Origin of the sequence: Klebsiella sp. 141251 (assembly GCF_050600725.1) — a bacterium.
Lineage (GTDB): Bacteria > Pseudomonadota > Gammaproteobacteria > Enterobacterales > Enterobacteriaceae > Klebsiella > Klebsiella aerogenes.
In genome coordinates, this window is record NZ_JAQIRG010000001.1 from 1 (window position 1) to 13,651 (window position 13,651).

General features: G+C 53.6%; 11 protein-coding genes, 2 tRNA genes, 1 rRNA gene and 1 pseudogene. 11 read left to right on the top strand and 4 right to left on the bottom strand.

Annotated features, from left to right (window positions below):
• The first annotated feature begins 167 nt into the window (after nucleotides 1-167).
• The 3 genes from rrf to dkgB all read left to right on the top strand — a co-directional run bounded on the left by rrf (nucleotide 168) and on the right by dkgB (nucleotide 1,387).
• Nucleotides 168-283, top strand: a 5S ribosomal RNA gene (gene rrf / locus PGR09_RS00005).
• Between the two features lie 56 nt (nucleotides 284-339).
• A tRNA-Asp gene (locus PGR09_RS00010) sits at nucleotides 340-416 on the top strand.
• Between the two features lie 167 nt (nucleotides 417-583).
• Nucleotides 584-1,387: a 2,5-didehydrogluconate reductase DkgB gene (dkgB, locus tag PGR09_RS00015; protein WP_430915703.1), complete on the top strand. Its 804-nt coding sequence runs from the start codon at nucleotides 584-586 to the stop codon at nucleotides 1,385-1,387.
• Between the two features lie 49 nt (nucleotides 1,388-1,436).
• Here dkgB and yafC read toward each other — a convergent pair whose 3' ends face one another.
• Complete coding sequence (gene yafC, locus PGR09_RS00020) at nucleotides 1,437-2,339, bottom strand: DNA-binding transcriptional regulator YafC (RefSeq protein WP_430915704.1); 903 nt, start codon at nucleotides 2,337-2,339, stop codon at nucleotides 1,437-1,439.
• A 104-nt stretch (nucleotides 2,340-2,443) separates the two neighbouring features.
• On the opposite strand from yafC, the gene PGR09_RS00025 reads away from it, so the two are divergent.
• The 3 genes from PGR09_RS00025 to PGR09_RS00035 all read left to right on the top strand — a co-directional run bounded on the left by PGR09_RS00025 (nucleotide 2,444) and on the right by PGR09_RS00035 (nucleotide 5,392).
• Nucleotides 2,444-3,634, top strand: coding sequence for an MFS transporter (locus PGR09_RS00025; protein ID WP_047078712.1), 1,191 nt, complete (start codon nucleotides 2,444-2,446; stop codon nucleotides 3,632-3,634).
• A 103-nt stretch (nucleotides 3,635-3,737) separates the two neighbouring features.
• Nucleotides 3,738-4,535 (top strand): endonuclease/exonuclease/phosphatase family protein, encoded by a 798-nt coding sequence (locus PGR09_RS00030; protein ID WP_015704463.1) that lies wholly within the window; start codon nucleotides 3,738-3,740, stop codon nucleotides 4,533-4,535.
• A gap of 86 nt (nucleotides 4,536-4,621) precedes the next feature.
• Nucleotides 4,622-5,392: a class I SAM-dependent methyltransferase gene (locus tag PGR09_RS00035; RefSeq protein ID WP_430915705.1), complete on the top strand. Its 771-nt coding sequence runs from the start codon at nucleotides 4,622-4,624 to the stop codon at nucleotides 5,390-5,392.
• Between the two features lie 54 nt (nucleotides 5,393-5,446).
• On the opposite strand, the gene mltD is transcribed toward PGR09_RS00035, so the two are convergent.
• Both mltD and gloB read right to left on the bottom strand, forming a co-directional pair.
• The gene (mltD, locus tag PGR09_RS00040; protein ID WP_045397918.1) at nucleotides 5,447-6,814 is read right to left on the bottom strand and encodes a murein transglycosylase D; all 1,368 of its coding nucleotides are present in this window, start codon (nucleotides 6,812-6,814) and stop codon (nucleotides 5,447-5,449) included.
• A gap of 71 nt (nucleotides 6,815-6,885) precedes the next feature.
• Nucleotides 6,886-7,641: a hydroxyacylglutathione hydrolase gene (gloB, locus tag PGR09_RS00045; RefSeq protein ID WP_430915706.1), complete on the bottom strand. Its 756-nt coding sequence runs from the start codon at nucleotides 7,639-7,641 to the stop codon at nucleotides 6,886-6,888.
• 33 nt (nucleotides 7,642-7,674) lie between these two features.
• On the opposite strand from gloB, the gene PGR09_RS00050 reads away from it, so the two are divergent.
• Nucleotides 7,675-8,397 carry a class I SAM-dependent methyltransferase gene (locus tag PGR09_RS00050; protein WP_430915707.1) on the top strand — a complete coding sequence of 241 codons (723 nt, stop codon included), beginning with the start codon at nucleotides 7,675-7,677 and terminating at the stop codon, nucleotides 8,395-8,397.
• Here PGR09_RS00050 and rnhA read toward each other — a convergent pair.
• Entirely contained in the window at nucleotides 8,394-8,861 is a 468-nt protein-coding gene (gene rnhA, locus PGR09_RS00055) for a ribonuclease HI (RefSeq protein WP_015368126.1), read from the bottom strand. The genes PGR09_RS00050 and rnhA overlap by 4 nt on opposite strands.
• 64 nt (nucleotides 8,862-8,925) lie before the next feature.
• Between rnhA and dnaQ the strand changes: the two genes are divergently transcribed.
• The 4 genes and pseudogenes from dnaQ to PGR09_RS00075 form a co-directional block, all read left to right on the top strand.
• A complete protein-coding gene (gene dnaQ / locus PGR09_RS00060) occupies nucleotides 8,926-9,657 on the top strand; it encodes a DNA polymerase III subunit epsilon (protein ID WP_015368125.1) in 732 nt (243 codons plus the stop codon).
• A 133-nt stretch (nucleotides 9,658-9,790) separates the two neighbouring features.
• Nucleotides 9,791-9,867 (top strand) — tRNA-Asp (locus PGR09_RS00065).
• Nucleotides 9,868-10,343: 476 nt separating this feature from the next.
• Nucleotides 10,344-12,005, top strand: coding sequence for a ShlB/FhaC/HecB family hemolysin secretion/activation protein (locus PGR09_RS00070; RefSeq protein WP_213797323.1), 1,662 nt, complete (start codon nucleotides 10,344-10,346; stop codon nucleotides 12,003-12,005).
• A 12-nt stretch (nucleotides 12,006-12,017) separates the two neighbouring features.
• Nucleotides 12,018-12,821, top strand: a pseudogene (locus PGR09_RS00075) (filamentous hemagglutinin N-terminal domain-containing protein); the annotation flags it as partial.
• Nucleotides 12,822-13,651 lie beyond the last annotated feature (830 nt).

Genomic DNA, 13,651 nt, shown 5'->3' on the forward strand with positions numbered 1-13,651 from the left:
TGATAGGTCGGGTGTGTAAGCGTAGCGATACGTTGAGCTAACCGATACTAATGAACCGTGAGGCTTAACCTTACAACGCCGAAGCTGTTTTGGCGATTTGAGATGATTTTCAGCGTGATACAGATTAATCAGTGCGTCGTAATGACGGGCTGGTAAAACAGAATTTGCCTGGCGGCGATAGCGCGGTGGTCCCACCTGACCCCATGCCGAACTCAGAAGTGAAACGCCGTAGCGCCGATGGTAGTGTGGGGTCTCCCCATGTGAGAGTAGGGAACTGCCAGGCATCAAATTTGCAGTAAAACCGGGGCATTAAACCGGTAGATGTAGAAAAAATTCGGTGGAGCGGTAGTTCAGTCGGTTAGAATACCTGCCTGTCACGCAGGGGGTCGCGGGTTCGAGTCCCGTCCGTTCCGCCACTTATTAAAAGCCCTGAGCATTTGCTCAGGGCTTTTTTGTTTCTTCATCTCCAATTATTGCTAAATCAGCAAAAATCCTCTGCATTTATCGATCTTTTTCCCAACCCAACCTTCAACCATAATGGCCTCAGTTAAGCGAAACGAATAATTAACGAGGAACATCTATCATGGCAATCCCTGCATTTGGTCTTGGCACTTTCCGTCTGCAAGACGACGTAGTCATCAACTCTGTAAAAATGGCGCTGGAGCTGGGCTATCGTACTATCGATACCGCACAGATCTATGAAAACGAAGCCGCTGTTGGTCAGGCTATCGCGGAAAGCGGCGTGCCGCGTGATGAACTGTTCATCACCACCAAAATCTGGATCGAAAACCTGAGCAAAGACAAGCTGATCGCCAGCCTTAAAGAAAGTCTGCAGAAGCTGCGCACCGATTATGTTGATCTGACGCTGATTCACTGGCCGTCGCCGAACGATGCGGTTGCTGTCGAAGAGTTTATGGCTGCGCTGATGGAAGCGAAGAAACTGGGTCTGACCCGTCAGATCGGTATCTCTAACTTCACCATTCCGCTGATGGAGCGTGCGATCGCCGCCGTTGGCGCTGAAAATATCGCGACTAATCAGGTTGAACTGTCTCCGTACCTGCAGAACCGTAAAGTGGTGGATTGGGCGCGTGAACACGGTATCCACATCACCTCTTATATGACGCTGGCCTACGGTAAGGCGCTGAAAGATGAAGTGATTGCCCGTATCGCGGCGAAACATAATGCGACCCCGGCACAGGTTATCCTGGCGTGGGCGATGAGCGAAGGTTATGCGGTTATTCCATCTTCCACCAAGCGTGAAAATCTGGCGAGCAACCTGAAAGCGCTGGATCTGAAGCTGGATGATGAAGATCGTAAAGCGATTGCCGCACTGGATTGCAATGACCGTCTGGTAAGTCCGGAAGGTCTGGCGCCGAGGTGGGATTAATCCACCGATTCCGGCAGGCGGTTGATGCCGCTGCCGGACGATAGTTATTTTACAGCTCCTTCGGGAGCTGTTTGACGTGCTCACTAAGAAAGTCAATAAATGCCCTGATGCGCGTGCTGACGGCTCTGTCGCTGTAATACACCGCACTGAAAGGCATCTCCACCGGCAAGCGCTTGTCGGCAAGTAGCTCCACAAACTCCCCGCTGGCAATCTCTTTATCCACCATATAATCCGATAGGCAGGCAATACCATTGCCGCTAAGACAGAGCTGTTTTAGCGTTTCACCACTGTTTGAGGTAATTTCACAACCGACTTCCAGTAATTGGCCATCGCTGGCGGCGATAGGCCAGGTATTTAACGAGACGGGTTCGGTGAACCCCAGACAGAGGTGATCCGCAAGATCTTCCACATTCACCGGCGTGCCGTAGCGGGCGATATAATCAGGTGAGGCGATGATCTTGCGATAACTATTGAATAGCGGGCGGGCGCGCAGGCTGGAATCGGTTAGGGTACCTGCGCGGATCGCGACGTCGACTTTACGCTCTATAAGATTAATGAAGGTTTCCGAGGAAACCAGCGAGAGCGTCATTTCCGGATAACGTTCACGAAACGGTTTTACCAGCGGCATTAAAAAATGCAGCATCACCGGCGTAGCGGCATCCACGCGGAGCAAGCCGCGAGGGGTGGTACGGGTCTCTAAAAGCTCATTTTCAGCAGCCGCCATCTCCTGCAACACCACCTGCATGCGGCGGAAATAACGCTCGCCTTCTTCTGTCAGGCTCAGCTGGCGCGTGGTCCGGTTTAATAAACTAACGCCTAGCTTTGATTCTAGTTTTTTGACTGCCCGGCTGACGGCAGAGTTTGCCTGCCCGAGCTGCTCGGCCGCCCGGCTAAAACTGCCGCTTTCCACTACGGCGACGAAGATAGCGATCTCTTCTGACGTGGCTCTCATTGTTGCACCTATAGCAAAATTCTATTGAGATTTTGATGGTTTTTGTTATTTAAACATCCCTGCATACTACGTGTCATCTTAATCCTGATGCTACGGAGTAAATTATGCCACTGGCGCTACTTGCATTAACCATCGGTGCCTTTGCTATTGGCACTACCGAATTTGTGATCGTCGGTCTGGTACCGACCATTGCCGAACAACTGGCTATCTCGCTGCCGTCTGCGGGCCTGCTGGTTTCCATCTATGCACTGGGTGTGGCCGTTGGCGCGCCGGTACTGACCGCGCTGACCGGCCGTATGCCGCGTAAGCAACTCCTGCTGGCGCTAATGGTGTTGTTTACCGCCGGCAACCTGTTGGCGTGGCAGGCACCGGGTTATGGTACTTTGATTGTGGCCCGCCTGCTGACCGGCCTGGCGCATGGCGTGTTCTTTTCTATCGGCTCGACGATTGCCACTAGCCTGGTGCCAAAAGAGAAAGCCGCCTCGGCCATTGCTATCATGTTCGGCGGCCTGACGGTCGCGCTGGTAACCGGGGTGCCTTTCGGGACTTTCATCGGTCAGCATTTTGGCTGGCGGGAAACGTTCCTCGCGGTATCGATTCTTGGCGTCATTGCGCTTATCAGCAGCTTGATTCTGGTGCCAAATAATATTCCGGGCCGCGCCGGCGCCAGCCTTCGCGATCAGCTGAAAGTCTTGACCCATCCACGCCTGTTGATGATCTACGCGATTACCGCGCTGGGCTATGGCGGCGTGTTTACCGCATTTACTTTCCTTGCGCCGATGATGCAGGAGTTGGCTGGTTTTAGCCCGTCGGCGGTCAGTTGGATCCTGCTGGGTTACGGTATCTCCGTCGCTATCGGTAACGTATGGGGCGGTAAACTGGCTGATAAACATGGCGCTGTCGCCGCGTTGAAATTTATCTTCGCTGCGTTGGTCGTGCTGCTGCTGGTCTTCCAGCTTACCGCCAGCCTGCACTACGCTGCTTTGGCAACGGTGCTGGTGATGGGGATTTTCGCCTTCGGCAACGTTCCGGGTCTGCAGGTCTATGTGGTGCAAAAGGCAGAACAGTACACGCCGGGCGCCGTTGATGTCGCCTCTGGGTTGAATATCGCCGCCTTCAATATCGGTATTGCCCTTGGGTCGGTCATTGGTGGACAGGCGGTTGAATGGTATGGTCTGGCCCAGACGCCGTGGATCGGCGCGGTAATTGTGTTGGTCGCATTGCTGCTGGTCGTACTGAGCGGTCGTTTAGATAAATCTCCACGCCGTTCGGCAGCCGTTTCTGTCGAAGGATAAGGCTTTCTCGCAAATTGCATTGAAAGTGTATGGGAAAATCCCTATAACAGAAGAACCAGCCGCAGTCGGGCTGGTTTCCTGTTATCGAGGTTCAATGCCCAAATTGCGAAAGAATACCTATGCCATGCGCTATGTCGCCGGACAACCTGCGGAGAGAATCTTGCCTCCGGGGGCGTTTGCGGGCGTCAGTCCGGTTTATCCCGCCGGCGCGCCGTTAAGCAGCGATGAGAAAATTCGCGTGCTGGTGTGGAATATTTTTAAGCAGCAGCGTGCTGAATGGCAGTCGGTACTCAAAAATTTCGGCAAAGACGCGCATCTGGTCCTGTTGCAGGAGGCGCAAACTACCCCGGAACTGGTCAGGTTCGCGACTTCAAACTATCTGGCCGCCGATCAGGTGCCGGCCCTGGTATTGCCGCAGCATCCTTCCGGCGTGATGACGCTGGCCTCCGCTCACCCTATCTATTGCTGTCCGTTGCGCGAGCGCGAACCTATTTTACGTTTGCCTAAATCGGCGTTAGTGACCGTTTATCCGCTGCCCGATGCGCGGCTGTTGATGGTGGTGAATATTCACGCGGTTAATTTTAGTCTCGGCGTCGATGTTTATAGTAAACAGCTGCTGCCAATTGGCGATCAGATTGCCCATCACAGCGGGCCGGTAATCATGGCTGGTGATTTCAACGCCTGGAGCCGCCCGCGGATGAACGCGTTGTATCGCTTTGCGCGTGAGATGTCGTTACGCGAAGTTCGTTTCTCTGACGATCAGCGCCGCCGCGCGTTTGGTCGCCCGCTCGATTTTGTGTTCTACCGTGGATTAAGCGTGCACGATGCTTCCGTGCTGGTGACCCGCGCCTCCGATCACAACCCGCTACTAGTTGAATTCAGTCCCGGCAAGCCTGATTAATTAAGGTATGTCAGGCCTGCCATCGGGCAGGTCTGCGTTCAGCACGATGCTGCCCTTTATTACTCAAACCACCGAAGGACAACACAATGACAACACGCTCTCATCATGACAACGTCGAAAAGCAGTTTGGCTCACAGGCAAGCGCCTATCTGACCAGCGCCGTGCACGCCTCCGGTCGCGATCTGCAGCGTCTGGCGGAACGGCTGGCGGATTTCCCGCAGGCAACGTTGCTGGATATGGGATGCGGGGCAGGGCACGCCAGCTTTACCGCTGCCGGCCAGGTAGCGCAGGTTACCGCGTATGATTTATCGAGCCAGATGCTGGAGGTTGTCGCTCAGGCGGCAAAAGACAAAGGCTTTACCAACATTGTGACTCAGCAGGGGTATGCTGAAAAGATGCCGTTTGCCGACGCCAGTTTTGATGTGGTGATTAGCCGCTACTCCGCTCACCATTGGCATGATGTCGGCCAGGCGCTGCGCGAGGTGAGACGCGTGCTGAAGCCGGGCGGGGTGATGATCATCATGGACGTGATGTCTCCGGGGCATCCGGTACGTGATGTCTGGCTGCAAACCGTAGAAGCCCTGCGCGACACTTCGCACGTGCGTAATTACTCCAGCGGCGAGTGGCTGGCGCTGGCCAACGACGCAGGTCTGGCGATTAATCATTTATTGACCGACCGTCTGCCGCTGGAGTTTAGCTCCTGGGTCGCGCGGATGCGCACGCCCGAGGCGCTGGCGGAGGCGATTCGCTTATATCAGCAGAGCGCATCGGCGGAGGTTAAAGCCTACTTCGAATTACAGCAGGACGGATCGTTTACCAGCGATACCATCATGTTTGAAGCGCATAAAGCAGTGTAACGCTGGCAATAAAAAAGGCACCGGGGAATCGGTGCCTTTCTCATTATCCTGAAATCAGGATTCAGGTCTGTCGTTGTTCTTCACAAACAACGTCAGCTGATCCCCTGGCTTCAGGTTATCTGTATCGCTGTTCCAGCGCATAACGTCGCGGATATTGACGCCGTGGCGTTTTGCAATGCTCGACAGCGAGTCGCCCTTACGAACACGATAGGTGATGCTATCGCTGTTGTTCGCCAGACGTTGCGCGCTGCTGCCTGCGCCGACAACCAGATTTTGCCCGACTTTAAGCCCAGAACCGCGCAGGTTGTTCCACTGCTGTAGATCCCTGGTGGTGACGCCGAGACGCGAAGCAATCCCGGAAATCGTATCGCCAGAACGTACCTTATAGCTACGGCTGGTCAGCGGCGTATTGTCAGCAAGCAGCGTCGGCTGTACGGCGGCAATGTCGCCAGAGGCCAGAGATTCACGCAGTTGAGCTGCGTGCTTCTGAGGCACCATGACGTACTTTGGCCCGCTAGCGCCAAGCGTTGACCCCTTTACGCCAGCGTTGAAGGTTTTCAGCTTGCTAACCGGCATTCCTGCCATGTCCGCGAGTTGAGAAATATCAACCGGACTATCGAGGCGAACGCGCGCCAGCGCCCGGCTTTCATCAGCCGTTGGCAGCTTCACGCCGTAACGCTTGCTGTTTTTGAGAATATCGCTCAAAGCCAGCATTTTTGGTACGTAGACCTTGGTTTCATGCGGCAGCGAGAGCGACCAGAAATCGGTGGGTTTACCACGCGAACGGTTCGCCTTCACGGCCTTCATCACCCGGCCTTCGCCGCTGTTATAGGCTGCGACGGTCAGTAACCAGTCGCCGTCGAACATTTTGTTCAGACGTTGCATCATGTCCAGCGCCGCGGTAGTAGACGCGACGACATCACGACGCGCATCGTAACTGCGGGTCTGTTTTAAACCATAATTGCGCCCTGTGCTCGGAATGATCTGCCAAATGCCTGCGGCATTGGCGCCAGACGTCGCGTGTGGGTCAAAAGCGCTCTCCACTATGGGTAGTAATACCAGTTCCATTGGCATGTTACGTTTCTTAACTTGCCCGGCTATCCAGTACATATACGGTTCAGCCCGTAAAGTTACATCGTGGAGATAGCTCTTATTACGTAAGTACTTCTGTTTCTGTTCGCGAATCCGGGGGTTTTCCGGAATTCCCATCTTTAGCTCGTCGCTTATGGAAGTCCACAGATCCTGGTCTTGCGCGTAGAGGGTTCCATCATCTAACCATCGCGCCTGACTTGTGAACTTGCCTGCTTCCCCTTGACCAGCTGCAGAAAGGCTCTGTGCTCGCTGTTCTACGGTGCCGTCGTGCTTCGACGCCTGGCACCCTACCAGCAGGACAGAGGCGAGTAATATCGCTCGTGCCTTCATGTGTGTGTCAATAGTTGCTTAAAAGACGAGCAAGGATAACGGTGAAGGCCGAGGATGACAAGCGTTAAATCTCAGAAGTCATCTTTCTTTGACCTTAACCATGCAAATCTCTGCGCAGAGTGTTGCAAATTTGTTTCTTTGGCTATTTCTTTAATTAAATCATTGTCATCCGTACGTAAAAATAAATTTATACGGCGTTCATTTTTCAGAGTAACGGGTAGTGTCTTTTGGTTTTTTGCGCGTAACTCATTAACTTTATGGTAGTAATCCTTTATATCCATATCATCTGGCAGGATACTCAATGCAAACTTCATGTTTGCTAAAGTGTACTCATGTGCGCAACAAATTAGAGTGTCAGCGGGAAGGGCGTTTATTTTCGTAAATGATTGATACATTTGTTCTGCTGTACCTTCGAACAGCCTGCCGCAGCCTCCGGAAAACATTGTATCGCCACAAAATAGATAAGGTTCGCTGTAGAAACAGATATGTCCTAATGTGTGACCGGGAGTGGAGAAAATAGAAAATTCGCGGCCCAAAACAGTAATGCTATCGCCATCAGATACAATATCCGTGCTTCCCTTATCCTGGGTTTCTGCCGGCCCGTAAACCACAAGTTGCGGGAACTTTTGCCGCAGTTCTTTCACGCCGCCAACATGATCGTGGTGGTGGTGGGTTAACAAAATCGCTTCTGGCTGCCAGTCGTTTTCTTCAATGGCCGCGAGTACCGGCGCGGCTTCGCCCGGGTCGACTATCACACAACGATGGCTATCGTCGCTAAGAACCCAGATGTAGTTGTCCTGAAATGCAGGAATACTGATAAGATTCATAAATTACCTCTCAAAGCGTTGCGGAAGGTTGCGATGAAGCCGGCAAGGATACCTCATACAATTACAGCTCCAGAGCATTGGTCCAGTATGCCGTGGGGTGAATACTATCGCGAGTCGCTGGAACGGCATATGAAACCGTGGCTGGCTAAATTATATGGCTTTCATCTACTTAAGATTGGCAATCTGAGCGCGGAAATCAATACCGAAGCCTGCGCGATCTCCCATCAGGTGAACGTTTCGCTGGGGGGAAGTCCTATCCAGGTCAAAGCCGACCCGCTGTATCTTCCTTTCGCCGCCAAATCTGTGGATGCCTGTTTACTGGCGCATACTTTGCCATGGTGCAGCGATCCGCACCGGCTGTTGCGGGAAGCTGACCGCGTGCTGATTGACGATGGCTGGATGATTTTGACCGCCTTTAATCCGATGAGCCTCGTCGGATTGCGCAAGGTGACGCCGATTCTGCGAAAAACTATCCCCTATAACAGCCGCATGTTTACCATGACGCGACAGCTTGACTGGCTGGCGCTGCTCAATTTTGAAGTGCTGCACTACGGTCGCTATCAGGTGCTGCCCTGGTCGAAGCTGGGGGGAAAAATGTTAAGTACACATCTGCCAGCTTTGGGGTGTTTGCAGATGATCGTCGCGCGGAAAAGAACCATTCCGCTGACGCTAAATCCGATGAAGTCCGGGAAGGTGAAGACGCAGCTGCGTCCGGCCGTTGGCGCCACCAGGCAGTGGCGCGACGGGGGAAATTAGCTTTCCGGCTGGTAGCCGACGTCGTCCAGCGTGGGGTTAGACGCCGCAGCGCGCGCGAGTTCGTCACAGCGTTCGTTTTCCGGGTGCCCGGCATGGCCTTTGACCCATTCCCACTTAATTTGATGCTGGCCGAGAGCGGCATCAAGACGTTTCCACAGATCGACATTTTTAACCGGCTTTTTGTCCGCGGTTTTCCAGCCGCGTTTTTTCCAGTTATGGATCCACTGGGTTATCCCCTGGCGGACGTACTGGCTATCGGTGCTTAGCACCACTTCGCAATGCTCTTTAAGCGCTTCGAGAGCGACGATGGCAGCCATCAGTTCCATGCGGTTGTTAGTCGTCAGGCGGTAGCCCGCGCTGTAGGTTTTTTCATGCTGGCGATAGCGCATAATAGCGCCGTAGCCGCCAGGCCCTGGATTCCCCAGGCAAGAACCATCGGTGAAAATTTCTACCTGTTTGAGCATCTCTGGTAGACTTCCTGTAATTGAAATCGATATATAAACGACAAGTCTGACATAAATGACCGCTATGAGCACTGCAATTACACGACAGATTGTTCTCGATACCGAAACCACCGGTATGAACCAGATCGGCGCCCATTATGAAGGGCATAAGATCATCGAGATCGGCGCCGTAGAGGTGATCAACCGTCGCCTCACCGGTAATAACTTCCATGTTTACCTGAAGCCCGATCGGCTGGTGGACCCGGAGGCCTTCGGCGTTCACGGTATTGCCGATGAGTTCCTCATGGATAAGCCGACATTTGCCGACGTTGCCGATGAGTTCATGGAGTATATCCGCGGCGCGGAGCTGGTCATCCATAACGCATCGTTCGATATCGGCTTTATGGATTATGAATTCAAAAAGCTGAACCGCGGCATTGAGAAAACGGAAACCTTTTGTAAGGTCACCGATAGCCTGGCGCTGGCACGTAAGATGTTCCCCGGCAAGCGTAACAGCCTCGATGCGCTCTGTTCACGTTATGAAATAGACAACAGCAAGCGTACGCTGCACGGGGCGTTGCTCGATGCCCAGATTCTGGCTGACGTCTATCTGATGATGACCGGCGGGCAGACCAGCATGGCGTTTTCGATGGAAGGGGAAGGCCAACAGCAGGCCGGCGATATTGGAATACAGCGCGTTGTCCGCGCCGCCAGTAAATTACGCGTGGTTTATGCTTCTGACAGCGAGCTGGCGGACCATGAATCGCGTCTCGATCTGGTGCAGAAGAAGGGCGGAAGCTGCCTGTGGCGCGCCTGATTGCCGACAATATGCGCTAAAAATAGGCGGGTGGGCTAATTTTGCAGCAAACGATTCAAAAGTGAAGAAAAAGCGTTGACGACGATGTAGGGAAACCGTAATATTCGCCTCGTTCCCAACGGAACAACAACGCGGAGCGGTAGTTCAGTCGGTTAGAATACCTGCCTGTCACGCAGGGGGTCGCGGGTTCGAGTCCCGTCCGTTCCGCCACTATTCGAGGCCATGCTATTCATTAGCATGGCCTTTTTGCTTTCTAACGCTTTCTAATATGGCCTCCAGCAGAGCATTCAGTGTATCGACCCGCTTTGGCTGTTTAAGATAGGCCGCCTCATCTGAAAGCCGTTAATCACAACGTTCCCATTTTCATAGCACTTGCTTTACCTGATTTATGGAAGTGACCAGGTTGATATTTGCCGGTCGCTTCAGAAGTGACGACCTGTCGATATATTCATTCTGTTCATGCCCCTTCATTTCGGCTCTGTCCCGAATATATTCCGTTTTCAATAACCCGTTTTTATTTTTATTAAGAATAGTTCTGAGAAAAGACTGCAATATTCTGAAAATAGTACAAGTTTGCGCTCTTGCTGTTTTATTCATCCGCCATTGGGTGTAATGTGACCAGAAATGTAAGTTAATGTCACAAAATACAATCATAACGTAAATAACAAAGGCATACAGGAACAGGGATGAAGGTTTTATATCTGGCAGGGATATTGCTGGTTCTGAGTCAGCCAGTTTTCGCAGCCCCGTTATCGCCAGCAGACCGCAACAGCATCGAACAGCAGCAGCAGCAATTGCTTCTTCAGAACCAACAGCAGCGTGAATCGCTGGAGCGCACAGCGCCGCTGGCTCGCCCCTCTCCGGCTGAACCGCCTGTGCCAGCATCCGGGCCATGTTTCACCATCAATCGCATTGTGTTGGAAGGGACCACCCTTATTGATGATCGCAGGCAGCGAAAACTCCTTGCGCCCTGGGTGAACCAATGCCTGAATATGGCCCGTATTAATCAGCTTACTAATACAGTTTCGGACTGGTATATCAGCCGCGGATATATAACCAGCCGTGCTTTTCTGACGGAACAGAATTTACGTTCTGGTGAGCTGCATCTGGCTATTCTGGAAGGTCGGCTGGAGAAAATACACATGGATGGCGCGCCCGAGCGTGAGCTGAAAATGACCTTTCCAGGGCTGGAAGGGCGTATTCTTAATCTGCGTGATATTGAACAGGGTATGGAGCAAATTAACCGCACCCGTACCACGCCGGTGCAGATTGAAATATTACCGGGCGATAAGCAGGGATGGTCGATTGTTCATTTGACCGCCACGCCAGAATTTCCTCTTTCCGGCTCAGTCAGTTTTGATAATAGCGGCCAGAAGAATACGGGCGTCGGGCAAATTAACGCAGGGCTGAGCGGTAACAACCTGTTAGGTCTGGCCGATAACTGGTTTGTTTACGGTGGACGCAGCAGCGCGTTTTCGAATACAAAAGATGCACAAAATTTTGCTGCGGGCGTCAGCGTGCCCTACGGCTACAGCCTGCTGGACTATAGCTACAGCTGGAACAACTATCTCAGCACCATCGATAACAACGGCTACCGCTGGCGTTCGACCGGCGATACCGAAACACACCGGGTGAATCTGTCACACGTGCTGTTCCGCAACGGTAATATCAAGACGGGTATCTCCCTGGGCCTGAGCCATCGCATCAATCATAATTATCTGGACGATGTCCTGTTGCAAAGCAGCAGTCGCAAACTGACCAGCCTGCTGTTTGGCCTGAACCATACTCAGAAAATATTTGGTGGCATAGCCACGTTTAACCCTACCTTCAGCCGCGGTATGCCATGGCTGGATGCCGACAGCGACGGCAGTAAAAATGGTGATTTACCGAAAGCGCAGTTCCGTAAATGGAGCCTGAACACCAGCTTCCAGCGCCCGGTAGCTGAAAACTTGTGGTGGCTGGCGAGCGCCTACGGGCAGTGGTCACCGGACCGCCTCTACGGTAGCGAACGCATGACCATCGGCGGCGAAAGCTCGGTGCGCGGGTTTAAAGAACAAAGTATCTCCGGCGATAACGGCGCGTACTGGCGAAATGAGCTCAACTACACCCTGTTCATACTGCCGGTGATAGGCCAGGTCAGCGCGCTGGCTGCTGTTGATGGCGGCTGGCTGCATTCCGACAAGCTGGATCGCTATTCAGCTGGCACTCTGTGGGGCACGGCTGTTGGGCTCAATACCGCCAATGGCCACGTTTCCACCGCGTTTACCGTCGGACTGCCCCTTGTTTACCCGGACTGGCTTGGCCCGGATCACGTCAATATTTACTATCGCGTTGCCGTCGCGTTTTAAGGGATTATCGCCATGAAACAGCCTCCCGTCCGCTTTGCCTACCGCGTGCTCAGCTATGTATTAAGCGTCCTGCTCGCCGGACAACCTTTGCTACCTGCGATTTCCGCCACGCTGACGCCAACGGGCAATACCTCCACGGATAAAGCGGCGAATGGCGTGCCGGTCGTGAATATTGCCACACCGAACGGGGCCGGAATTTCGCACAACCGGTTTAAGGATTACAACGTCGGCAAAGAGGGACTGATCCTCAATAACGCCACGGGTAAGCTCAATCAGACGCAGCTTGGCGGGTTGATTAACGGTAACGCCAACCTGAAAGCGGGCAAAGAAGCAAAGGGCATCATCAACGAAGTGACCGGCGGCAACCGCTCACATCTGCAGGGGTATACGGAAGTCGCGGGCAAAGCGGCGAATGTCATGGTCGCTAACCCGTATGGCATCACCTGTAATGGCTGCGGGTTTATCAATACCCCCCAGGCAACGCTGACCACGGGAAAACCTGTTTTTGACGCCAGCGGCAATTTACAGGCGCTGGACGTGAAAAAAGGCAGCATCACCATTGAGGGGCAGGGGCTTGATGCCAGCGGCAGCGATGCGTTGTCGATCATTTCACGCGCAACCGAAGTGAATGCCGCCATTCATGCTAAGGATTTAAACGTGGTGGCCGGGGCCAACCGCGTTGGTACAGACGGCAGCGTACAGGCGCAGCTGGGAGAAGGTAAAGCGCCATCGGTGGCGGTCGATACCGGCGCACTTGGCGGTATGTACGCCAATCGGATCCGGATGGTGTCGAGTGAGAAAGGTGTCGGGGTTAACCTCGGCAATCTTAACGCGCGCCAGGGCGATATCACCCTGGATGCCAGCGGCAGTCTCAGCGTACACCAAAGCCTCGCCGGCGGTGCGCTGTCCGCTAAAGGTGAAAACCTGACCCTGACGGGCGATCACAAAGCCAGCGGCAATATGTCGCTGAGCAGCCAGGGCGACATTGCCCTGAGCAACGGTTCACTCAATAGCGACGGCGACCTGGTACTGAATGCCAATGGCGCGATTTCAAACGCTAATGAAAAGCTGACTGCCGGGCGCGATACGACGCTTACCGCGAAAAATATTAGCCAGGATACCTCCAGTCAGATTAACGCCGCCCGCCATATCGAGGCTAAAGCCAGCGATACGCTGAAAACGCAAGGGCAGATGATAGCCGGGCAAAACCTGACGGTAAGCAGCAACACCCTGACGGTAGAGGGCAAGCTGCTGGCGCGTAACAGCGCTCAGCTGAATGCCAGCGCGCTGAATAATAGTGGTTCCGTTCAGGGCGCTTCCCTGAGCGTGGGCAGCTCTACGCTCAGCAACGCCGGTTCGCTGCTGAGCGGTAGCGACCTGACCGTCAATACTCACGATTTTACCCAAAGCGGCAGTATCGGCGCGAAGGGAAAAGCGGACATCACCGCCAGCGGGAAGCTTATCAACACGGGCTCGCTGGTGAGCGATGCGGTGCTGGCATTGAAGGCGCAGGATGTGACGCAGAACGGCGTGCTGTCCGGTGCCCAGGGGCTGACGATCGCTACGCAGAATCTGACCTCCGGCAAAAATTCGCTGATCCACAGCGATGCCGCCATGACGTTGAATACCGCCACGGCGACGTTAGA

Coding starts and splice junctions, on each gene's coding strand:
- dkgB (WP_430915703.1), top strand. CDS start 584: ATGGCAATCCCTGCATTTGGTCTTGGCACTTTCCGTCTGCAAGACGAC.
- yafC (WP_430915704.1), bottom strand. CDS start 2,339: ATGAGAGCCACGTCAGAAGAGATCGCTATCTTCGTCGCCGTAGTGGAA.
- PGR09_RS00025 (WP_047078712.1), top strand. CDS start 2,444: ATGCCACTGGCGCTACTTGCATTAACCATCGGTGCCTTTGCTATTGGC.
- PGR09_RS00035 (WP_430915705.1), top strand. CDS start 4,622: ATGACAACACGCTCTCATCATGACAACGTCGAAAAGCAGTTTGGCTCA.
- mltD (WP_045397918.1), bottom strand. CDS start 6,814: ATGAAGGCACGAGCGATATTACTCGCCTCTGTCCTGCTGGTAGGGTGC.
- gloB (WP_430915706.1), bottom strand. CDS start 7,641: ATGAATCTTATCAGTATTCCTGCATTTCAGGACAACTACATCTGGGTT.
- PGR09_RS00050 (WP_430915707.1), top strand. CDS start 7,675: ATGAAGCCGGCAAGGATACCTCATACAATTACAGCTCCAGAGCATTGG.
- rnhA (WP_015368126.1), bottom strand. CDS start 8,861: ATGCTCAAACAGGTAGAAATTTTCACCGATGGTTCTTGCCTGGGGAAT.
- dnaQ (WP_015368125.1), top strand. CDS start 8,926: ATGAGCACTGCAATTACACGACAGATTGTTCTCGATACCGAAACCACC.
- PGR09_RS00070 (WP_213797323.1), top strand. CDS start 10,344: ATGAAGGTTTTATATCTGGCAGGGATATTGCTGGTTCTGAGTCAGCCA.